17 protein-coding genes and 1 pseudogene are annotated in these 21,372 nt (G+C 73.8%); 8 read left to right on the forward strand and 10 right to left on the reverse strand.

Translation table 11 applies throughout. The annotated features are described in order from the left end of the window. The first annotated feature begins 97 nt into the window (after positions 1 to 97). A complete protein-coding gene (locus ABD323_RS06560; protein ID WP_344440247.1) occupies positions 98 to 778 on the forward strand; it encodes a PH domain-containing protein in 681 nt (226 codons plus the stop codon). 111 nt (positions 779 to 889) lie between these two features. On the opposite strand, the gene ABD323_RS06565 is transcribed toward ABD323_RS06560, so the two are convergent. From ABD323_RS06565 to ABD323_RS06575, 3 genes are all read right to left on the reverse strand, one after another. After that, positions 890 to 2,590, reverse strand: coding sequence for a phospho-sugar mutase (locus tag ABD323_RS06565; protein WP_344440249.1), 1,701 nt, complete (start codon positions 2,588 to 2,590; stop codon positions 890 to 892). 88 nt (positions 2,591 to 2,678) lie between these two features. After that, positions 2,679 to 3,512, reverse strand: a complete 834-nt coding sequence (locus ABD323_RS06570; RefSeq protein ID WP_344440251.1) for a purine-nucleoside phosphorylase — start codon at positions 3,510 to 3,512, stop codon at positions 2,679 to 2,681. A 150-nt stretch (positions 3,513 to 3,662) separates the two neighbouring features. Next, positions 3,663 to 4,100, reverse strand: a complete 438-nt coding sequence (locus tag ABD323_RS06575; protein WP_344440253.1) for a gamma-glutamylcyclotransferase family protein — start codon at positions 4,098 to 4,100, stop codon at positions 3,663 to 3,665. Between the two features lie 158 nt (positions 4,101 to 4,258). Between ABD323_RS06575 and ABD323_RS06580 the strand changes: the two genes are divergently transcribed. Then, positions 4,259 to 5,695 (forward strand): NAD(P)H-quinone dehydrogenase, encoded by a 1,437-nt coding sequence (locus ABD323_RS06580; protein ID WP_344440255.1) that lies wholly within the window; start codon positions 4,259 to 4,261, stop codon positions 5,693 to 5,695. A gap of 198 nt (positions 5,696 to 5,893) precedes the next feature. Then, positions 5,894 to 6,814, forward strand: coding sequence for a DeoR/GlpR family DNA-binding transcription regulator (locus ABD323_RS06585; protein ID WP_425555882.1), 921 nt, complete (start codon positions 5,894 to 5,896; stop codon positions 6,812 to 6,814). A 327-nt stretch (positions 6,815 to 7,141) separates the two neighbouring features. Here the strand turns inward: ABD323_RS06585 and ABD323_RS06590 are convergent, their stop codons facing one another. Beyond that, positions 7,142 to 8,917 carry an acetyl/propionyl/methylcrotonyl-CoA carboxylase subunit alpha gene (locus tag ABD323_RS06590; RefSeq protein ID WP_344440258.1) on the reverse strand — a complete coding sequence of 592 codons (1,776 nt, stop codon included), beginning with the start codon at positions 8,915 to 8,917 and terminating at the stop codon, positions 7,142 to 7,144. Positions 8,918 to 9,247: 330 nt separating this feature from the next. Here ABD323_RS06590 and ABD323_RS06595 point away from each other — a divergent pair, with 330 nt between their 5' ends. Next, positions 9,248 to 10,486: a glycosyltransferase family 4 protein gene (locus ABD323_RS06595; protein WP_344440259.1), complete on the forward strand. Its 1,239-nt coding sequence runs from the start codon at positions 9,248 to 9,250 to the stop codon at positions 10,484 to 10,486. Between the two features lie 47 nt (positions 10,487 to 10,533). Here the strand turns inward: ABD323_RS06595 and ABD323_RS06600 are convergent, their stop codons facing one another. From ABD323_RS06600 to ABD323_RS06615, 4 genes are all read right to left on the reverse strand, one after another. Beyond that, the gene (locus ABD323_RS06600) at positions 10,534 to 11,136 is read right to left on the reverse strand and encodes a nucleoside triphosphate pyrophosphatase (protein WP_344440260.1); all 603 of its coding nucleotides are present in this window, start codon (positions 11,134 to 11,136) and stop codon (positions 10,534 to 10,536) included. A 76-nt stretch (positions 11,137 to 11,212) separates the two neighbouring features. After that, complete coding sequence (gene mmpB / locus ABD323_RS06605; protein ID WP_344440261.1) at positions 11,213 to 11,377, reverse strand: morphogenic membrane protein MmpB; 165 nt, start codon at positions 11,375 to 11,377, stop codon at positions 11,213 to 11,215. A gap of 99 nt (positions 11,378 to 11,476) precedes the next feature. Continuing rightward, positions 11,477 to 11,695: an acyl-CoA carboxylase subunit epsilon gene (locus tag ABD323_RS06610; RefSeq protein ID WP_344440262.1), complete on the reverse strand. Its 219-nt coding sequence runs from the start codon at positions 11,693 to 11,695 to the stop codon at positions 11,477 to 11,479. A 24-nt stretch (positions 11,696 to 11,719) separates the two neighbouring features. Then, positions 11,720 to 13,324, reverse strand: coding sequence for an acyl-CoA carboxylase subunit beta (locus ABD323_RS06615; RefSeq protein WP_344440263.1), 1,605 nt, complete (start codon positions 13,322 to 13,324; stop codon positions 11,720 to 11,722). Between the two features lie 234 nt (positions 13,325 to 13,558). Here ABD323_RS06615 and ABD323_RS06620 point away from each other — a divergent pair, with 234 nt between their 5' ends. The 3 genes and pseudogenes from ABD323_RS06620 to ABD323_RS06630 all read left to right on the forward strand — a co-directional run. Next, positions 13,559 to 14,455: a biotin--[acetyl-CoA-carboxylase] ligase gene (locus tag ABD323_RS06620; protein WP_344440264.1), complete on the forward strand. Its 897-nt coding sequence runs from the start codon at positions 13,559 to 13,561 to the stop codon at positions 14,453 to 14,455. A gap of 235 nt (positions 14,456 to 14,690) precedes the next feature. Next, positions 14,691 to 15,827, forward strand: a complete 1,137-nt coding sequence (locus tag ABD323_RS06625; protein WP_344440288.1) for an adenylate/guanylate cyclase domain-containing protein — start codon at positions 14,691 to 14,693, stop codon at positions 15,825 to 15,827. A gap of 385 nt (positions 15,828 to 16,212) precedes the next feature. Next, a pseudogene (locus ABD323_RS06630) lies at positions 16,213 to 17,379 on the forward strand (GGDEF domain-containing protein); the annotation flags it as partial. 916 nt (positions 17,380 to 18,295) lie between these two features. On the opposite strand, the gene fdhD reads toward ABD323_RS06630, so the two are convergent. Next, the gene (fdhD, locus tag ABD323_RS06635; protein WP_344440265.1) at positions 18,296 to 19,117 is read right to left on the reverse strand and encodes a formate dehydrogenase accessory sulfurtransferase FdhD; all 822 of its coding nucleotides are present in this window, start codon (positions 19,115 to 19,117) and stop codon (positions 18,296 to 18,298) included. A gap of 142 nt (positions 19,118 to 19,259) precedes the next feature. Here fdhD and hutH point away from each other — a divergent pair, with 142 nt between their 5' ends. Then, on the forward strand, positions 19,260 to 20,834 hold the full coding sequence (gene hutH / locus ABD323_RS06640; RefSeq protein ID WP_344440289.1) for a histidine ammonia-lyase: 1,575 nt from the start codon (positions 19,260 to 19,262) through the stop codon (positions 20,832 to 20,834). Positions 20,835 to 20,874: 40 nt separating this feature from the next. Here the strand turns inward: hutH and ABD323_RS06645 are convergent, their stop codons facing one another. Beyond that, entirely contained in the window at positions 20,875 to 21,336 is a 462-nt protein-coding gene (locus ABD323_RS06645; RefSeq protein ID WP_344440266.1) for a hypothetical protein, read from the reverse strand. Between the last annotated feature and the right edge of the window lie 36 nt (positions 21,337 to 21,372).

Genomic DNA, 21,372 nt, shown 5'->3' on the forward strand with positions numbered 1-21,372 from the left:
GCTGTGATCGCCGTCGGCGGCCACTGGCACCGTTGCGGCCGAATAGTGACCCTCGGGAGCCCGGGGTCGCCGGGGCCGATGCGGCAGAATCGACTCCATGACCGATTCCGACGGCATGCCCGACCCCGGCTCTGCCGCCCCCGCCGATGGGCCGAAGTACGCAGATCACGTCTTCCGCTCGACCCCCGGCATCATCTCCGGCGTCCTGCTGCTGGCGCTCGCCGCTTGGCTGATTGTCGACGCCATGGTGTCCAGTAGCGGCAAGACGCCCTGGGTCGCCCTGGCCGCCGCCCCGGTGTTCTGCCTGCCGGTGATCGCCTACACCCTGCGCCCCTCGGTCTCCGCCGGGCTCGACCGGCTGGTGGTGCGCAACCCGCTGCGGACCGTCACCGTGCCGTGGGCCGCGGTGGAGGGCCTGCGCTCGGGCTACTCGGCCGAGCTGACGGCCGGCGGTCGGACCTACCAGCTCTGGGCGGTGCCGGTCTCGCTGCGCCAGCGCAACAAGGCCGCCCGGCGGGCCGACGTCGCGCGCGCCTCCGGCGACCTGCAGCCCCGCTCGGCCGGCCTGACCGGCGGGCTGCGGCGCGGGGCGGTGCCCGGCGCCCCCGACCCCAGTCGCGCCTGGTCGGACCAGGTGGTCGACATGCTGCGCGAGACGGCCACGATGAACGCGGTCCGGCCGGACGCCAAGGGCGAGATCGAGGTCACCTGGTGCTGGTGGGTCATCGTGCCGACCCTGGTGGGCCTGGTCGCCCTGGTCACCCTGATCGCCCTCTGACACCCGGCCGAAGCGCAGGAACGCGGAAGCGCGCAAGCGCGGACAGACCGAACGGCCCGCACCCCGGCGAGGGGGTGCGGGCCGTTCGGCGTTCCGGCGGGCGGTGGCGGGTCAGATCCCGGCGGCCGCGCCGAGGTCCCGCTTGAGACCCGCGATCAGCTCGGCGGCCCGCTCGCGCGCGCCGGTCAGCTCGGCGGCCGAGGCCACCGGCAGCACGACCTCCAGGTAGCACTTGATCTTCGGCTCGGTGCCGGAGGGCCGCACCACGATCCGCGCGCCCAGCACCCCCTCGCCCGCCAGGTAGTAGCGCAGGCCGTCGGTCGGCGGCAGCTCGGGCGAGCCGGCGGCCAGGTCGTCCGCGCGCGTCACCCGCAGGCCCGCGAGGTCGGTCGGCGGCTGCTCGCGCAGCCGGCGCATCGCGTCGGCGATCAGCGCGAGGTCCTCGACCCGGGCCGAGAGCTGGTCGGTGGCGTGCAGGCCGTGGGTGAGCGCGAGGTCGTCCAGCAGGTCGCTCAGCGTGCGGCCGGTCCGCTTGAGGGTGGCCGCGAGCTCCGCGATCAGCAGGGCGGCCGTGATGCCGTCCTTGTCGCGCACGCCGTCCGGGTCGACGCAGTAGCCGAGCGCCTCCTCGTAGCCGTAGCGCAGGCCCTCGGCGCGCGAGATCCACTTGAAGCCGGTCAGCGTCTCGCCGTACGCCAGGCCGGCCGCCTCGGCGATCCGGCCCAGCAGGGTGGAGGAGACGATCGTGGTGGCGAAGGTGCCGGTGGCCCGCTTGGCGACCAGCGCCGCGCCCAGCAGCGCGCCCACCTCGTCGCCGCGCAGCATCCGCCAGCCGCCCACCGTCGAGGGGTCCGGCACGGCCACCGCGCAGCGGTCGGCGTCCGGGTCGTTGGCGATCACCAGGTCCGGACCGACCGAGGAGGCGGTGCCGAAGGCCAGGTCCATCGCCCCGGGCTCCTCCGGGTTGGGGAAGGCCACGGTGGGGAAGTCGGGGTCGGGCTCGGCCTGCTCGGCGACCACGGTCGGGGCCGGGAAGCCGGCCTGCTTGAACGCGGCGACCAGGGTGTCCCGGCCGACCCCGTGCAGCGGCGTGTAGACCACGTCCAGGTCGCGCGGCCCGCCCGGCTCGACGACGGTGACGGCGCGCGCCAGGTAGGCGTCCAGCACCTCGTGGCCCAGCACCTGCCAGCCCTCGGTGGCCAGCGGGACGTCGGCGAGCGCGTCCACCGCGTCGATCTCGGCGGCGATCAGCGCGTCGGCCGGCGGCACGATCTGCGAGCCGTCGCCCAGGTAGACCTTGTAGCCGTTGTCCTGCGGGGGGTTGTGACTGGCGGTCACCATCACCCCGGCCGCGGCCCCCAGGTGGCGGATCGCGAAGGCGAGCACCGGGGTGGGCAGCGGGTGCGGCAGCAGGGCCGCGCGCAGGCCGGCGCCGACCATCACGGCCGCGGTGTCCCGGGCGAAGTCGTAGGACTTGTGCCGGGCGTCGTAGCCGACCACCACGAGGTCGCCCTCGCCGGCCGAGCGGACGTAGGCGGCCAGGCCCGCGGCGGCCCGGATGACGACCGCGCGGTTCATCCGCATCGGGCCCGCGCCCAGCTCACCGCGCAGGCCGGCGGTGCCGAACTGGAGCCGGTCGGCGAAGCGCTCCGCCAGTCGCGCCCAGGCCGGCCGGTCGCCGTCGTCGGCGCCCTGCTGCCGCTCGGCGGCGGCCAGCAGCTCGGCCAGCTCCTCGCGGGTCTCGGCGTCGGGGTCCTCGGCCAGCCACTGGCGGGCCCGGGTGAGGAGGTCGGTGGTGCTTGCCTGAGCCATAGAAGCGCCTACTCCGGTAGGTAGGGATCGGTGGAACAACGATCGGCCCGGCCCCTCCCCGGCGGGGAGAGGCCGGGCCGTGGACGGGTCAGATCCGCTCGAGGACCTTCGCCAGCAGCGCGCCCATCCGCTCGGCGGAGGCCTTGCCGGCCTCCAGCACCTCGGCGTGGTTGAGCGGCTCGCCGGTGATCCCGGCCGCCAGGTTGGTGACCAGCGAGATGCCCAGCACCTCGGCGCCGGCCTCGCGGGCCGCGATGGCCTCCAGCGTGGTCGACATGCCGACCAGCTCGCCGCCGATCACCCGGGCCATCTGCACCTCGGCCGGGGTCTCGTAGTGCGGGCCGCGGAACTGCACGTAGACGGCCTCGTCCAGGCTCGGGTCGACCTCGCGGCACAGCGCGCGCAGCCGCTTGGAGTACAGGTCGGTGAGGTCGACGAAGTTCGCCCCGACGATCGGGGAGTCCGCGGTCAGGTTGATGTGGTCGCTGATCAGCACCGGCTGGCCGGGGGTCCAGCCCTCGCGCAGGCCGCCGCAGCCGTTGGTCAGCACGATGGTCTCGCAGCCGGCGGCGGCGGCGGTGCGCACGCCGTGCACCACGGTGGCCACGCCGTGGCCCTCGTAGTAGTGGTTGCGGCCCAGGAAGATCAGGGCGCGCTTGTCGCCGATCCGCACCGAGCGGATCTTGCCGGCGTGACCGGCGACGGCGGGGGCGGGGAAGCCGGGCAGCTCGGTGACCGCGAATTCGACGGTGTCACCGCCCGCGGGATCGCCGATGGCGTCGGCGGCCGGCACCCAGCCGGAGCCCATCACCAGGGCGACGTCGTGGCGCTCGGCACCGGTCAGCTCGCGCAGGCGGGCAGCGGCGGCCTGAGCGGCGGCATAGGGGTCGGCGGACACGGCGGTCTGAGGAGAAGCGTTCACACCGCCGAGGATAGACAAGAAATGCCTACGCGCGTAGAACAAGCCGCCAGGCCATGCCGGATCGTTACCCGGTTGACCCAAAAGCACCAGCTATGGCTGGTTTTGCGTGACCGTTTTCGTGTGATCGTGCAGTGGCCGTGGCCCGACCCGTCAGCAGGGGCGTCGGCGCAGGTCAAGCACGTAGTCGTGGGGGGCGCCCGCGCTCTCGGCGGCGTCCGCGACCAGCCCCAGGTAGCGGGCGGCCGGCAGCCCGCCCTCGTAGTCGTTCAGCACGTAGGTCCAGACCGGGATGTCCCCGTCCAGGGTGTGCGCCCGCAGCCGGACCTTGCGGTAGATGCCGAGCTGCAGCCCCTCCCAGCGGTCCAGGCCGTCCTCGTCCATCGGCGACACGTCGTAGAGCGAGACGAAGACCTGCTCCTTCTCGTCCTCCACCACCGTGGCCAGCGAGCCTTCCCAGCCCAGGTGCTCGCCGCCGAAGGTCAGCCGCCAGCCGTCCAGCCAGCCCGTGCCGCGCAGCGGCGAGTGCGGGGCGCGCCGGCTCATCTGCCGGGCATCGAGGTTCGTGGCGTACGCGGCGTAGAGCGACATGGGCGCCAGCCTACGGGAGCCGGTCGCCGCCACCGGGGCAGGGTGCGGGCGCCGTGGCGCTCCCACCGGCCCCGCCCGGGCGTGGGCTGCGTCACACCCGTCGGTGGATCGCACCGATCGACGGCCCCGTTGTCGCGTCCGGCTCGGCGTGCGGGACAATGGTGCACGTGACTCGGATCGTGATCATCGGTGGCGGACCCGGCGGATATGAGGCAGCCCTGGTGGCGGCCCAGCTCGGCGCGGAGGTGACCGTCGTGGACCGCGACGGTCTGGGCGGATCGGCGGTGCTCACCGACTGCGTGCCGTCGAAGACCCTGATCGCGACGGCCGAGGTGATGACCGGCTTCGACGCGTCCTACCAGGAGCTCGGCATCACGCTGGCCTGCGAGGCGGAGCGCGCGATCAGCGTGGACCTGGGCAAGGTCAACCGCCGCGTGAAGCGGCTGGCGATCGCCCAGTCGCACGACATCACCCAGTCGGTCACCCGGGCCGGGGTCACCGTGCTGCGCGGCAAGGGGCGGCTGGGCACCGGCGGCCAGGGGGTCGACGGCTCGCGCGAGGTCGTGGTGGAGGGGCCCGACGGCAGCAGCCAGTCGGTGCGCGCCGACGCGGTCCTGATCGCCACCGGCGTCCACCCGCGCGAGCTGCCGGACGCCAGGCCCGACGGCGAGCGGATCCTCACCTGGACCCAGGTGTACGACCTGGACGAGCTGCCGCGCGAACTGATCGTGGTCGGCTCCGGCGTCACCGGCGCCGAGTTCGCCGGCGCCTACCAGGCGCTCGGCTCGCGGGTCACCCTGGTCTCCAGCCGCGACCGGGTGCTGCCCGGCGAGGACCCGGACGCCGCCGAGGTGCTGGAGGACGTCTTCCGCCGCCGCGGCATGAACGTGATGAGCCGCAGCCGCGCCGAGTCGGTCAAGCGCGTGGGCGACCAGGTGGAGGTGACCCTGGGCGACGGCAGCGTGATCACCGGCACGCACTGCCTGATGGCGGTCGGCTCGATCCCCAACACCGCGGACATGGGGTTGGAGGAGGCCGGGGTCAAGCTCAACGACTGGGGCCAGATCAAGGTGGACCGGGTCTCGCGCACCTCGGTGCCCGGCGTCTACGCGGCCGGCGACTGCACCGGCGTCTTCATGCTCGCCTCGGTCGCCGCCATGCAGGGCCGGATCGCGATGTACCACGCGCTGGGCGACGCGGTGCAGCCGCTGAACCTCAAGACCGTCGCCTCCAACGTCTTCACCGACCCGGAGATCGCCACCGTCGGCTACACCGCCGCGGACGTCTCCTGCGGGAAGATGGACGCCGTCGAGGTCAAGCTGCCGCTGCGCGGCAACCCGCGGGCCAAGATGCAGGGCATCCGGGACGGCTTCGTGAAGCTGTTCTGCCGCCCGGGCACCGGCATCGTGGTCGGCGGGGTGGTGGTCGCGCCGCGCGCGAGCGAGCTGATTCACTCGATCTCGCTCGCGGTGGACAACAACTTGACGGTCGAGCAGGTGGCGAGCGCGTTCACCGTCTACCCCTCGCTGTCCGGTTCGACCGCCGAAGCCGCCCGTCAGCTGCACATTCGTAAGCGGGCCGAGAACGGATCCTGACCCTTTCACCCCGTTGCGCGCCCGGTTCCTCCGGACGGCCGGGGGCACGCCGGGGCATGGCGGCGCGCATTGTACGGCCGCGCGCCGCTCTGGGGTGAGCAGTTCCTGTTACTAGCGGCAAACGCCTGAAAGCGGACGGTCAGGGGAGTTACCGTCGGTTCTGTGTTTGCTGCAGAACGTCGCCAGTTGATCCTCGAAATGGTCCGGGCCAACGGAGCCGTGTCGCTCCGTGAGCTGGCCCGCGTCGTCCAGACCTCCGAAGTGACCGTCCGCCGAGACGTCCGGGCGCTGGAGGCCGAAGGGCTGCTCGACCGCCGGCACGGCGGCGCGGTGCTCCCCGGCGGCTTCAGCCGGGAGCCCGGCTACCCCCAGAAGACCCACCTCGCCGCCGCCGAGAAGAGCGCGATCGCCGACCTGGCGGCCGGGCTCGTCGAGGAGGGCGACGCGGTGGTGATCGGAGCCGGCACCACCACCCAGGAGCTGGCCCGCCGGCTCGCCCGGGTCCCGGGCCTGACGGTGGTCACCAACTCGCTCCTGGTCGCCCAGGCGCTCGCGCACGCCAACCGGGTGGAGGTGGTGATGACCGGCGGGACCCTGCGCGGCTCCAACTACGCCCTGGTGGGCAGCGGGGCCGAGCAGTCGCTGCACGGGCTGCGGGTCTCCAAGGCCTTCATCTCCGGCAGCGGGCTGACCGCCGAGCGCGGCCTGTCCACCACCAACATGCTCTCCGCGAGCGTGGACCGGGCTCTGGTGCAGTCGGCCGCCGAGGTCATCGTCCTCGCCGACCACACCAAGCTCGGCGCGGACACCATGTTCCAGACGGTGCCGACCGACGCGATCACCCGCCTGGTCACCGACGAGCACACGGCCGGGCACGACCCGACCGCCCGTGAGCTGGACGCGCTGGCCGACTGCGGCGTGCAGGTCGCGCTCGCGCAGCAGGGCCTGACCGCCGAGCCGCCGGGCCACCCCGGCAGCCTGGAGCGCCACGCCCCGCAGGGCCCGGGCGCCCCGCGCCGCACCGCCCCCGGCCCGGTCCCGGCGGGCGCCCCGCTGCCGGGACAGCGTCGGCCGGGGGTGCATCCGGCCTTCAGGCCGCTCGCCGCCGGGCGCTCCTGACCCGGCGGTGACGTTCCTCGCTCCGGCGTTCGCTCGTTCCTCGCTCGCTTGTCGCTCGTCGCTCTCACCACCGGCGCGCCCTTTGGCTCGCGGTCGCCTTCAGACCGCTCGCCGCCGGGCGCTCCTGACCCGGCGGTGACGTTCCTCGCTCCGGCCGCTCGCTGCCGGGCGCTCCTGACCCGGACCGTTGCCTCGCGCAGCTGCTTGCGTCCTGCCCCGGCGGGCGTGGCCCGGGCAGCCGTGTGGCCCGCCGGTTGACGGGCGGCCGGCGGGCCACAGGGTGGTGCGGGGGAGGCCGGTGGGGTCACCGGCTCCCGGGGTGCGAGGTCAGTCCTTGATCTCGCAGAGCGCCGCGCCGCTGCTGACGCTCGCGCCGACCTCGGCCTTGAGGCCGACGACGGTGCCGGCCTTGTGCGCGTTGAGCGGCTGCTCCATCTTCATGGCCTCCAGGACGACGATCAGCTCGCCCTCGGCGACCACCTGACCCTCCGCCACGGCGACCTTGACGATCGTGCCCTGCATCGGCGAGGCCAGGGTGTCGCCCGAGACGGCCGCGCCGGCCTTCTTGGTGCCGACCCGGCGCTTGGCCTTGGCCCCGGCCGCCGGACCGGCGGCGGGGGCGGTTCCGACGCCCAGCGAGGCGGGCAGCGAGACCTCGATCCGCTTGCCGCCGACCTCGACCACCACGGTCTCCCGGCCGTCGGCCTCCTCGCCCTCCACCGCCCCGCCGGTGAACGGCGCGATGGTGTTGACGAACTCGGTCTCGATCCAGCGGGTGTAGATGGTGAACGGCTCGTCGGAGCCGTGCGTCTCCGGCGCGAAGGCCGGATCGGCGACGACCGCCTGGTGGAACGGGATGGCGGTGGCCATGCCCTCCACCCGGAACTCGGACAGCGCGCGCTTGGCCCGCTCCAGGGCCTGCTTGCGGTCGCGGCCGGTGACGACGAGCTTGGCGAGCAGCGAGTCCCAGGCGGGGCCGATCACCGAACCGCTCTCGACGCCGGAGTCCAGGCGCACGCCCGGGCCCGACGGCGGGGCGAAGAGCGTCACCGTGCCGGGGGCCGGCAGGAAGCCGCGGCCCGGGTCCTCGCCGTTGATCCGGAACTCGAAGGAGTGCGCGCGGATCGCGGGGTCGTCGTAGCCGAGCTCCTCGCCGTCCGCGATCCGGAACATCTCGCGGACCAGGTCGATGCCGGTGACCTCCTCGGTCACCGGGTGCTCGACCTGCAGGCGGGTGTTGACCTCCAGGAAGGAGATCAGACCGTCCTGGGCGACCAGGAACTCGCAGGTCCCGGCGCCGACGTAGCCCGCCTCGCGCAGGATCGCCTTGGAGGCCCGGTAGAGCTCGGCGTTCTGCTCGTCGGTCAGGAACGGCGCGGGGGCCTCCTCGACCAGCTTCTGGTGGCGGCGCTGCAGCGAGCAGTCACGGGTGGAGACGACCACCACGTTGCCGTGCTGGTCGGCCAGGCACTGGGTCTCCACGTGCCGCGGGTTGTCGAGGTAGCGCTCCACGAAGCACTCGCCGCGCCCGAAGGCGGCCACCGCCTCGCGCACCGCGGACTCGAACAGCTCCGGGATCTCCTCCATCGTGCGGGCCACCTTCAGCCCGCGACCGCCACCGCCGAAGGCGGCCTTGATGGCCACCGGCAGGCCGTGTTCGGTCGCGAAGGCGACCACCTCGTCCGGGCCCGCGACCGGGTCGGGGGTACCGGCCACCAGCGGCGCGCCGGCCCGCTGGGCCACGTGCCGGGCGGTGACCTTGTCCCCGAGGTCGCGGATGGCCTGCGGCGGCGGGCCGATCCAGATCAGACCGGCGTCCAGCACCGCCTGGGCGAACTCGGCGTTCTCGGAGAGGAAGCCGTAACCGGGGTGGACGGCGTCGGCCCCCGAGTCGGCGGCCGCCTTGAGGACCTTGGCGATGTCCAGATAGCTGGTCGCGGGGGTGTCGCCGCCAAGAGCGTATGCCTCGTCGGCCGCGCGAACGTGCAGCGCGTCCCGGTCCGGCTCGGCATAGACGGCGACACTGGCGATACCGGCGTCCGAGCAGGCCCTGGCGACGCGGACGGCGATTTCCCCGCGGTTGGCGATGAGCACCTTGCGCACTGTGGCTCCCTTCTTGAACCTCGATGGAGTTTAGGGATGTGGGGGTGGTACCGGCGAGTAGCCCCTGGTGGTGAGCTTGCCCACACGGAGCGTGACGCAGATCGTGATCATCCGCGCACGGAACGGGAGGTCCGCAGGTGGCAACCGTACGCCTGCGGACCTGCGCGCTGCTTGAGTGGGGGCGAAGCCGTAGTGGGCTTGGTCACGTTGTTCGTTCCGGTCGGGACGGGTTGTGGCCGGGGCGGTCGTCGCGGGAAAGCGGGCCGAACGGCGAGACCGGTGGAGCACTAGGCAAGGCTGACCCGACAGCACGATACTGGTCGGTTCAGTATGCGTATTCTTGCCTATTGCACTGAATGGAACCCCCACGGGGGCGGTATCGCGGCCGTGAACCGGAGCCTCGTCGAGGGGCTCGCGGCCGCCGGCCATGAGGTCTTCGTCCGCGTCGGGCACGAGGTGCCGCCGGCCGTCGCGGGCGGGCGCATCCACCTCATCGGGCCACGTCATTACGATCCCCACCGCAGCGAGCAGGAACAGCTCGGGTACGGCGGTGAGGACCTGCCTCGGGACATCGACGCCATCATCGGACACAGCAGGTTCTCCGGTCCTGAGGCGCTCAGGGCACGCGACCGGTGGTACCGGGACACGCCGTATGTCCAGGTGATCCACATGGTGGCTGGGGCGCTGGCTCGAGTGGCCGACCGGCCGGACCTGGAGAGGGAGTTCGAGGGCATCGAGCGCCGCATGGTCGCTGCCGCGGACATGGTCGCGGGGGTCGGCCCCGTGCTCGTGGCCGAGGCTCGGCGGCTCGTCGCCACCAATCGGGGGTGTCACAGCCCCGCCATCCACCAGATCGTCCCCGGAGTGCTGTTCGACGAGCAGCGGCTGCTTCCGTGGGAGGGGGAACGGACCTGCCGCGTTCTGCTGGTCGGCCGCGCCGACGCCCCGCAGAAGGGGGCCCGCCACGCCGCCCTGATGGTCCGTCTGTTGGACAAGGAGGGCATCGAGGCCAGGCTCACGGTGCGCGGCGCCTCTCCGGAGACCGTGGAGCAGGTCAAGGAACAGCTGTCGAACACCGCCGGCAGGGAGGTGGTGGTCAAGCCGTTCTCGATCGACCGCAGCGAGATCCTGGCCGATATGAGGCAGGCGGACGTCCTGGTCATGCCCTCGCGGGCGGAGGGCTTCGGGCTGGTCGGGCTTGAGGCCGCAGGTGCGGCGATGCCTGTGCTGCTGCCCGACACGAGTGGCGTCGGGATCTTCTTCGGTGATCGGGCCCGCTTCCCGCCTGAGATAACGAGGCACTGCCTCGTCGAGCAGGGCTTCGAGGACGAAGTGGACGTCGCACGCTGGACGGAGCGGCTCAGGGACATCCTGCTCGACATTCCCAAGGCGCGGGAGAACGCACTCGCCCTGCAGCAGTGCCTGCGCGAGGCCAACACGACTTGGCGGGGCGCAGCCGAAGCCCTGGTCACCGCGATCCAGGCGATGCCGGACCGCCGTGCGCCACGGCCCGAGGCGTCAACGCCGGCGGCAACGATCGCGCGGTACGGCTGGCCGAGCCGCCGCTGATGCCGGGTGCTCGGCCGCGCGTTCCCCCAGATCGCGGCAGGCGCCGATCAGGTGCTCCAGAGATCGGTGATCCGCACGTCGAGCCCGGCCAGGAGCTCGCGCAGCAGGGGCAGTGACAGGCCGATCACGTTGCCGTGGTCGCCCTCGATGCCGGCCAGGAACGGCGCGGAGCGCCCGTCCAGGGTGAAGGCGCCGGCCACGTGCAGCGGCTCGCCGGTGGCCACGTAGGCCTCGATCTCGGCGTCGTCGGGGGTCCCGAAGTGGACCGTGGTGGAGGCGGTGGCCGAGGTCCGGGCGCCGTTCGCGGTGTCGATCACGCAGTGTCCGGTGCGCAGCACGCCGCTGCGTCCGCGCATCGAGCGCCAGCGGGCCAGCGCGTCGGCCGCGTCGGTGGGCTTGCCCAGCGCCAGCCCGTCCAGCTCCAGCACCGAGTCGCAGCCGATCACCAGCTCGCCGTCGGTCAGCCCGGCCGCCACCGCGGCCGCCTTCGCCTCGGCGAGCACCAGGGCCAGCTCGCCCGGGGTGGCGGCGTTGATCGCGTCCTCGTCCACCCCGCTGACGATCACGCGGGGGTCGAGCCCCGCCTGGCGGAGCAGCCCGAGCCGGGCGGGGGAGGCGGAGGCGAGCACGAGGGTGCGGCGGTCGGTCATGCCGCCCAGCCTAGGGCCTGCCCGCCGGCCCTCTCCCGACCCGACCCGGGCCCGCCCGCGGGCCGCCGGCGGCCGCTCAGAGCCGCAGCATCAGCAGCAGCGCGATCAGCACCACGGCCGCCGCCAGCAGCGGCCCGGCCCGCCGCAGCATCGCCCGCACCCGCCGCGCCTCGCGCGACTCCTCGTCCCGCGGATCCGACCAGAGCATGCCGCCACTGTGCCCCGGTTCGTCCGCGAACACCTGAGTACGGGTACTCAGAAAACCGCCTGGTCGAGCGCGACGACGATCACCCGCCCCGGGGGCCGAGGGCCCCCGGGGCGGGTGATTGCTCCGGTCGGGTTACTGCGCCCAGCCGGAGGTGCGCCAGGCGTCGGTGCCGGGGCGCGGCACGGGGCGCAGGCGGCGGGCCGGGTCGGTCCACGCGGAGTCCGGGCCGCTCGCCGCGCGGCGGGCCGCCTCGGCGGCCTGGGCTGCGGCGGCCCGGACTGAGACCACCGCCAGGACGGTGGCCAGCTCCTCGGGGGTCGGCTGCCCGTGCAGCACCTGGATGGGGGGCATGAGCGAGTCCTCTCCTCGGGGGGCCTACAGGGGGATGTTGCCGTGCTTCTTGGGCGGCAGCACCTCGCGCTTGCCGCGCAGCGCCCGCAGGCCCCGCACGATGTGCTTGCGGGTCTCGGAGGGCGCGATCACCGCGTCCACGTAGCCGCGCTCGGCGGCCAGGTACGGGTTGAGCAGGGTGTCCTCGTACTCCGCGACCAGTTCGGCGCGCCGGGCGTCGACGTCCGCGCCGGCGGCCGCGGCCTCGGCCAGCTCGCGCCGGTAGACGATGTTGGCCGCGCCCTGCGCGCCCATCACGGCGATCTGCGCGGTGGGCCAGGCGAGGTTGAGGTCGGCGCCCAGGTGCTTGGAGCCCATCACGTCGTAGGCGCCGCCGAAGGCCTTGCGGGTGATCACGGTGATCAGCGGGACGGTCGCCTCGGCGTAGGCGTAGATCAGCTTGGCGCCGCGCCGGATGATGCCGTCCCACTCCTGGTCGGTGCCGGGCAGGAAGCCGGGCACGTCGACGAAGGTGAGCACCGGGATGTTGAAGCTGTCGCAGGTGCGCACGAAGCGGGCGGCCTTCTCGCTGGCCGCGATGTTGAGGCAGCCGGCCAGGTCCATCGGCTGGTTGCCGACGACGCCGACCGGGTGGCCCTCGACCCGGCCGAAGCCGGTGATGATGTTGCCCGCGTAGAGCGGCTGGGTCTCCAGGAACTCGCCGTCGTCGAGCACGTGCTCGATGATCCTGTGCATGTCGTACGGCTGGTTGGCCGAGTCCGGGATGATCGCGTCGAGCTCGAGGTCCTCGTCGGTGACGGAGAGGTCCGCCTCCTCGGGGAAGGCCGGCGGCTCGGAGAGGTTGTTGGAGGGCAGGTACGAGAGCAGGCTCTTGACGTACTCGATGGCCTCCTTCTCGTCGGCGGCCAGGTAGTGCGCGTTGCCGGACTTGGTGTTGTGGGCCCGGGCGCCGCCGAGCTCCTCCATGCCGACGTCCTCGCCGGTGACGGTCTTGATCACGTCGGGGCCGGTGATGAACATGTGCGAGGTCTGGTCGGCCATCACCACGAAGTCGGTGATCGCCGGCGAGTAGACGGCGCCGCCCGCGCAGGGGCCCATGATCAGCGAGATCTGCGGGATCACCCCGGAGGCGTGCACGTTGCGGCGGAAGATCTCGCCGTACAGGCCGAGCGAGACCACGCCCTCCTGGATCCGGGCGCCGCCGGAGTCGTTGATGCCCACCACCGGGCAGCCGGTCTTCAGCGCGAAGTCCATCACCTTGACGATCTTCTCGCCGAAGACCTCGCCGAGCGAGCCGCCGAAGACGGTGAAGTCCTGCGCGAAGACGGCGACCTGACGGCCGTCGACGGTCCCGTAGCCGGTGACCACGCCGTCGCCGTACGGCCGGTTCTTCTGCTGGCCGAAATTGGTCGACCGGTGCCGGGCGAACTCGTCGAACTCCACGAAGGAGTCCTCGTCCAGCAGCTCGACCACCCGCTCACGGGCCGTCAGCTTGCCCTTGGCGTGCTGCTTCTCCACCGCGGCGGCCGAGCCGGAGTGGGCCGCCTCGTCGATCCGGCGGCGCAGGTCGGCGAGCTTGCCGGCGGTGGTGTGGGGGTCCAGCGAGGGGTCGTACGGCACGTCGGTCATCCCGTGGAGTTCCTCACTCGAGAGTCGCGGGGAGAGGGTGGTTTCGGGTCCGGGCATGACGAGGCCGCGAACTACCGTTCAGTAGCGTAGCCAGCCGCGCGCCCTTGGCGTTATGGCCAGCGACACAGTGTGTTAACGGGCGTTCTGCGGGACGATGGGTCGGCCTACGGCCTGTCCGACAGGCCCTGCGGCCGGATCGGGGCCGTCGGCCCCCGCGCGCCCTACGCTAGGCCCATGACCGAGGCTGATCGTCCCCGCCGCAGCGGACTGCGTGGTTTCGGCCACGACGGACCCTCCCCCTGGACCGACCTCGAGCGCCCCCCGCTGGACGCCGCCGCGCTCCGCCGCGACCTGGTGCTTCCCGGCGGCCTGTGGAGCGCGCTCGACGTGGTCGAGGAGACCGGCTCCACCAACAGCGAGCTGACTGCCCGCTCCCGCGAGGGCGCCCCCGAGGGGGCGGTCCTGGTGGCCGAGCGGCAGAGCGCCGGGCGCGGCCGGCTCGACCGGCAGTGGAGCGCCCCCGCGCGGTCGGGCCTGTTCCTGTCGCTGCTGCTGCGGCCCACCGTCCCGCCCGAGCGGCTGGGCTGGCTGCCGATCCTGGTGGGCGTCTCGGTGGCGAGCACGGTGAGCCGGATCGCCAAGGTGGAAGTCGGCCTGAAATGGCCCAACGACCTCCAGGTCGAGGTGGCGGGCGAGGAGCGCAAGGTCGGCGGCATCCTCACCGAGCTGACCGGCGGGGCGGTGGTGGCGGGACTGGGACTGAACGTCTCGCTGCGCGCGGACGAGCTGCCGGTGCCCACCGCCGCCTCGCTGGCGCTGGCCGGCGCCGAGGTCACCGACCGGACCACGCTGCTGCGCGCCCTGCTGCGCGACTTCGCCGAGCGGTACGGCGAGTGGCAGGCCACCGCCGGCGACCCGCAGGCCAGCGGCCTGCTGCCGGCGTACACGGCGCGCTGCACCACGCTGGGGCGCGCGGTGGTCGTCCAGCTGCCCGGCGGGCGCGAGCTGCGCGGCGAGGCCGTGGCGCTGGACGGGGACGGGCGCCTGGTGGTCCGCACCGCGGACGGCGCCCGGCAGGCGGTCGGCGCGGGCGACGTGGTCCATGTGCGCCCGGAGCCGCGGCCGGCCTGAGGACGCGCCGCCGGTGCGCCCGGCCGGTCGGTCCGCGGGCCCCTCGCCGCGGGCGGATGCCCCGGATCGGACGATTCCGTGCGACCATTCCACCTGGCAACGGTGTGAGGCGCGCCACTGTCGAAGCGGCGGTGCGGTGCCTCGCAGCAGGACAGCACCTCACAGGCAAGTGCGGCGACCGCACGGGGACGGACCGGTGGCAGACGACGACGGCAGGCTCGCTCCGGACGAGGGCGTGCTCGGCAGTGACGGCCCCGAAGAGGTCGACCCCACCGTCGCGCTCGACCTGGAGGAGCTGATCCTCGGGGCGCCGCGCCGGTTCACCCCGTACCAGGCGGCGCGCACCGCCGAGGTGCCGATGGAGCTGGCGACCCGGTTCTGGCGGGCCATGGGGTTCCCCGACATCGGCCAGTCCCGGGCCCTCAACGACGGCGACGTGATCGCGCTGCGCCGGCTCGCCGGCCTGGTGGAGTCCGGGCTGATCAACGAGGCGATGGCGATCCAGGTGGCCCGGTCCACCGGCCAGACCACCGCCCGCCTGGCCGGCTGGCAGATGGACACCTTCCTGGAGAACCTCACCCAGGCGGCCGAGCCCGGGCTGACCCGCGCCGAGGTGGCCTACCCGCTGGTCGAGCTGCTGCTGCCGGAACTGGAGCAGTTCCTGGTCTACGTCTGGCGGCGCCAGCTGGCCGCCGTCACCGGCCGCGTGGTGCAGGCCGCGGAGGACACCGAGATCACCAGCGGTCGACTCGCGGTCGGCTTCGCGGACCTGGTCGGCTTCACCCGGCTGTCGCGCCGGCTGGAGGAGGAGGAGCTCGGCTCGCTGGTGGAGACCTTCGAGTCCACCTGCGCCGACCTGATCGCCGGTCAGGGCGGGCGGCTGATCAAGACGCTGGGCGACGAGATCCTCTACGTCTCCGAGGACCCGGTGACGGCCGCCGAGATCGCGCTGAGCCTGGTCGAGACGCTCACCGAGGAGGAGAGCATCCCGGCGCTGCGGGTCGGGATGGCGTTCGGCACGGTCACCTCGCGGATGGGCGACGTCTTCGGCACCACGGTCAACCTGGCCAGCCGGCTGACCTCGATCGCGCAGAAGGACGCGGTGCTGATCGACGGCGAGTTCGCCGCCGCGCTGGAGCAGGCGGGGGCGGCGGCGCAGGGCGCGGCGGACGGGTCGGGCACCGCGCAGGCGCACCTCGCGGAGGCGCTGGCCGCGCACGCGGGCGCGCCGCTGGGCGCGCTGACGTCGTCCGGCGGGGCCGCGGGGACGCCGCGCTTCCAGCTGCAGGCGATGTGGCGCCGGCCGGTGCGCGGGCTCGGGCTGGTCGAGCCCTGGCTGCTCACCCGGCGCCCGCGCCCACTGCCGGGCTGAGGCCGGGGCCACTGCTCGCTCTCGTCGCTGACCGTCACCAATGGTCACCGGCTGCGCTGATCGGTGGGCACTTCTCCGGCAAACCGGGCATACCCTCGGTAATCACCCCTAGGCTGGACCCGAAGCGGGACTCCGGACCGATGCGGCAGGGGTGAATGTGGGCGGTGCTCAGGTGATGGCGGAACTCGGACACCCTGCGGAGCGCGGACCGGTCGGCTCGGGCGCCGGCAACGATGCGGGCGGCCCTGGTGCCGGCGGCCCCGGTACGGGCGGCTCCGGTGCGGGCGGCTGCGGCGATGGGGGCTCCGGAGTGAGCGGCCCGGACCAGGTGACGGCCACCGGACTGGACCGCCGGCTGCAGGCCGTCGTCGAGATGGCCCAGGACATGGCCGGGGCGATGAGCGCCCTGGAGGCGGTGCGGGCCGCGGCCGCCCGGGCCACCACCGCGCTCGGTGCCACGATGGCCGCCGTCTCGGTCTGGGAACGTGAGTCCGGCCGGCTGCGGGTCCTGGTCAACCACGGCGAGCTGGCCGCCGGCGAGGAGGAGATCCCGGAGGACGAGTCCTACCCGGTGGCCGACTTCCCGGAGATCGTCACCTACCTCGACGAGCACTGGAGCACCGGGCGGCTGCCGCGCGCCTGGATCCAGACCGCGGAGGACCTACTGCCGCACGCCGTGCACGGCCACCCCGGCGGCAACGAGTTCTGCCGCGAGCGGGCCGCCGGACTGCGCCGGCGCGGCCGCTCCTGCTGCCTGGTGGCGCCGATCGTGCTGCACGGCCAGGCGTGGGGCGAGCTGTACCTGGCGCGCAGCGAGGCGCTGCCGGTCTTCACCGACGCCGACGCCCAGTACGCGACCCTGCTGGCCGCGCAGATCTCGGCCGGTCTGGCGCAGACCGAGCGGCTGGCCGACCTGCGCCGGCTCGCCTTCACCGACCCGCTGACCGGGCTCGCCAACCGCCGGGCGGTGGACGCCCGGCTGGAGACCGCGCTGGCCGCGCACAACCGGGACAACACCGTGGTGTCACTGGTGGTCTGCGACGTCAACGGCCTCAAGCGGATCAACGACCAGCACGGTCACGAGATGGGTGACCGGCTGCTGGAGCGGTTCGCCAACCAGCTGTCGCTGGCCGGCGCCAAGCTGCCCGGCTCGCTGGCGGCCCGGCTCGGCGGCGACGAGTTCTGCCTGCTCGCCGAGGGCCAGAAGTCGGACGAGGTGGTCGCGGTCGCGGAGGAGCTCTGCGCCAAGGCGCTGCAGCTCGCCGACGGTGAGGGGGTGGCCTGCGGGATCGCCTCCACCGGGGACTCGATCGGCCCGGTCAGCACCTCCGACCGGCTCTTCCGGCTCGCCGACGCCGCGCAGTACCGGGCCAAGGCCTCCCGGGCCGCCCATCCGGTGGTGGCCGGGCGCAGCCACGGCCCGGGGCTGTCACCCGACCCCACCGTGCTGCTCGCCGACGCCGCCGACCCGCACCACCGCGCGGACGGCCGTGGCAAGCCGGGTGGGTCGGCCGGGCGCGGGGCGCACGGCGACCGCCGCCGGTTCCGCGGGGCGGCGCACAGCGCGGACCCCGGACAGCTGCTGACGGCCGTGCTCGGCGCGCTGGACCAGGAGAGCGGGGCACGGGTCCACCACCCGGCGGACACGCTGAGCCGGCTGGCGACGGTGGCCGAGACCACTTCGCGGCTGCTGGACGCGGTGGCCTGGTGGGTCTCCTACGTGCCGCCCGGCTCACGCCTGATGCGCACCACGCAGCACGCCGTGTACCGGATGACCAGCGGGCCCAGCACCCGGGGTGAGGGGGCCGTCTCACCGGGGGCGGCGCGCCGCGCGGAGAGCCAGCGGGCCCGGATCGAGGCGCCGGACGCGGTCTTCGACCTACAGCACTACCCGCTGACCCGGCGGGCGGTGCGCGGCGGCAGCTTCGCGTTGCGCACCGGTGCGGTCGGCAACGACCCGGGGGAGGAGGCGGTGCTGGTGGTCGGCGGCTACCGCGGCATGGTCGCGGCCGGCGGCGCCAATCCGGCCGGTGGATGGCTGCTGGAACTCTTCGCGGACGACGCCACCCTGCCGCTGGGCCAGGTCGCGCCGGCGTTGCGCTCGCTGGTGGCGGTCGCGCTGTCGGGTCCGGCCTCGCCGCCGCCGAACTGAGGGCGCTTTGCAAACGTTGCAACGTCTTGCGGCCACGCGGGGGGACGCTGCTGTGCACGCTGTGCAACGCCCTGCCGCCATGCGGGGGAGGCCTGCTTTGCAAGCTTTGCAACGCCAGGGTGCCCACGGGCTGACGCGCGGCGGGCGAGCCGCGCGGGGCGCTGCTGCCGTCAGATCGAGACGGGCTTTGCAAACTTTGCAACGCGGTGCCGCCATCGCGTGGACGCGCGCCGGGCAGACGCTCCACAGTGCCGAGCCGGACTGTGCAAACTTTGCAAAGTCCGGGAGGCGGCCCCGGCCGAGCCCCCCGTCAACGTCAGTCGAGCACCCGGTCGGCGCGGGTGTACACGTTGGCGCTCTCGCCGCGCAGGAAGCCGACCAGGGTCAGCCCCAGCTCCTCGGCCAGCTCGACGGCGAGCGAGGAGGGCGCGGAGACCGCCGCCAGCAGCGGGATCCCGGCCAGCGCCGCCTTCTGGGTGAGCTCGAAGGAGGCCCGGCCGCTGACCAGCAGCAGGTGCCCGCCGAGCGGGAAGCGCCCCGCCCGCAGCGCCCAGCCGATCACCTTGTCCACCGCGTTGTGGCGCCCGACGTCCTCGCGCGCGCAGAGCAGCTCACCGTCCGGGGCGAACAGGCCGGCCGCGTGCAGCCCCCCGGTGGAGTCGAAGGTGCGCTGGGCGGCGCGCAGCCGCTCGGGCAGCGCGTACAGCAGCCCGGGGCGCACGGCGAGCGGGTCGGCCTCCACCGGCCACCGCACGTGGGTGCGCACCGCGTCCACGGTGTCGCGCCCGCACAGTCCGCAGGCGCTGGTGGTGAGCAGGTTGCGGTGGGCGGAGAGCGGCAGGGCGGCGGCCGTGCGCAGGGTCGCGTCCACCACGTTGTACGTGTTCTGCCCGTCCCCGTCGGTCCCGGCGCAGTAGCGCAGCGCGGCCAGTTCCTCCGGCGCGTGCAGCAGCCCCTCGCCGACCAGGAAGCCCGCCACCAGGTCGAAGTCCTGCCCCGGCGTGCGCATGGTGACGGTCAGCGCCTCGCCGCCGATCCGGATCTCCAGCGGCTCCTCGGCGGCCAGCGCGTCCGGGCGGGCCGTGCGCCGTTCGCCCTCCAGTCGTGTGACCCGTCGCCGCGTCGTCGCCCGTACCATCGCGCCCGTTCCTCCGTGCGTCCGTCCGCCGGCGAGCTCCACCGGCCCGCGTGCTGTCGACCTCCAGCATGAAGCACGGTGGAATCCTCCGGTTGGCCGGTTGTCATATCTTCATTCAGCTGATCTGATAGTGCATATGGATATGCACAGTGCTCCGGCCGCCGACGCGCCGCTCGTCCTGGTCGGCAAGGCCGACGTCACCGCTGAGGACGTGCTGGCCGTCGCGCGCGGCAACGCCCGGGTCGAGATCGGCCCCGACTCGCTGGCCGAGATGGCCGTCTCCCGCGCCCGGATCGACGCGCTGGCCGCCGAGCCGCGCCCGGTCTACGGCGTCTCCACCGGCTTCGGCGCCCTCGCCGTGCGCCACATCAGCCCCGAGCTGCGCGCCCAGCTGCAGCGCTCGCTGGTCCGCTCGCACGCCGCCGGCATGGGCCCGGCGGTCGAGCGCGAGGTCACCCGCGCGCTGATGTTCCTGCGGATGAAGACGCTGGCCTCCGGCCGCACCGGGGTCCGCCCGCTGGTCGCCGAGACGATGGCGGCCCTGCTCAACGCGGGCATCACCCCCGTGGTGCGCGAGTACGGCTCGCTCGGCTGTTCCGGCGACCTCGCGCCGCTCTCGCACTGCGCGCTGGTCCTGATGGGCGAGGGCCTGGCCTACGGCCCCGACGGCGCCGAGCACCCCGCCGGCGAGCTGCTCGCCGCGGCCGGCATCGCCCCGGTCGAGCTGCTGGAGAAGGAGGGCCTGGCCCTCATCAACGGCACCGACGGCATGCTCGGCATGCTGGTGATGGCCTGCGCCGACCTGGCCCGGCTCTTCACCACCGCCGACATCACCGCCGCGATGTCGCTCGAGGCGCTGCTGGGCACCGAGAAGGTGCTCGCCCCCGAGCTGCACGGCCCGATCCGCCCGCACCCGGGCCAGGCGCTGAGCGCGGCCAACATGCTCGCGGTGCTCCAGGGTTCCGGCCTGACCGGCCACCACCAGGACGACGCCCCGCGGGTCCAGGACGCCTACTCGATCCGCTGCGCCCCGCAGGTGGCCGGCGCCGGCCGCGACACCCTGGCGCACGCCCGCCTGGTCGCCGACCGCGAGCTCGCCGCCTCGGTCGACAACCCGGTGGTGCTGCCCGACGGCCGGGTGGAGTCCAACGGCAACTTCCACGGCGCGCCGGTCGCCTACGTGCTGGACTTCCTGGCCATCGCCGCCGCCGACCTCGGCTCGATCTCCGAGCGCCGCACCGACCGGCTGCTCGACAAGAGCCGCTCGCACGGCCTGCCGGCCTTCCTGGCCGACGACCCGGGCGTGGACTCCGGTCTGATGATCGCTCAGTACACCCAGGCGGCCCTGGTGAGCGAGAACAAGCGCCTCGCCGTTCCCGCCTCGGTGGACTCCATCCCGTCCTCGGCGATGCAGGAGGACCACGTCTCGATGGGCTGGTCCGCCGCCCGCAAGCTGCGTCAGGCCGTCGACAACCTGGGCCGGATCCTGGCCGTCGAGCTGACCGCCGCCGCCCGCGCGCTGGAGATCCGTACCGTGGACGGTGCGGTCGACGCGGCGCCGGCGACCGCGGCCGCCCTGGCCGCCGCCCGGGCGGCCGGTGTCGGTGGCGCGGGTCGCGACCGGTTCCTGAGCCCCGACCTGGACGCCGCCGAGGCGCTGGTCGCCTCCGGTGACCTGCTGCGCGCCGTCGAGGCGGTCACCGGGCCGCTGGCCTAGGACCGACCCGAGCCGAGGGCCCGGGGCACCCGGGTGGGCCTCACGCCCACTCGCCCCGGGCCTCCCGGCCGGTGCGCTGCTCCTCGCGGCGGTCGCGGCGGGCTCCGAAGGCGGCGGCGAAGTTGACACCGACGATCCCCAGCCAGCAGACCACGATGCCGAAGCCCCCCTGCGAGGAGCCGATCGCGGTCAGCGGGATCGCCATCACCAGTGAGACCGGGCTGATCGGGTTGCCGCTCCAGCCGCGGCGCCGCCCTTCACGGTCCCGGTCGCGCCGGCGCAGCGGGCGCTCGTCCTCGTACTGGCTCAGCCGCTCGGCCACCCGCTGTTCGACCCGGGCGTCGAGGCGGGCGTCGATCCGGGAGAGGAACGAGTCGATCAGCTCCGACTCGTACTCCGCGCCGAGCTCCTTGCGGGTCTGCAGGGCGGCGTCCAGGTCGTGCTTCAGTTCGGAGGGACGACCCTTCAGCAGGGACGGGCTGTCATCGCGGCGAGGCTCCATGGGCTCAGCGTGGCGCCCCGGCAGGGTGCCGGTCCA

The sequence above is a fragment of the Kitasatospora nipponensis genome (assembly GCF_039528135.1).
Classification (GTDB): Bacteria; Actinomycetota; Actinomycetes; order Streptomycetales; family Streptomycetaceae; genus Kitasatospora; species Kitasatospora nipponensis.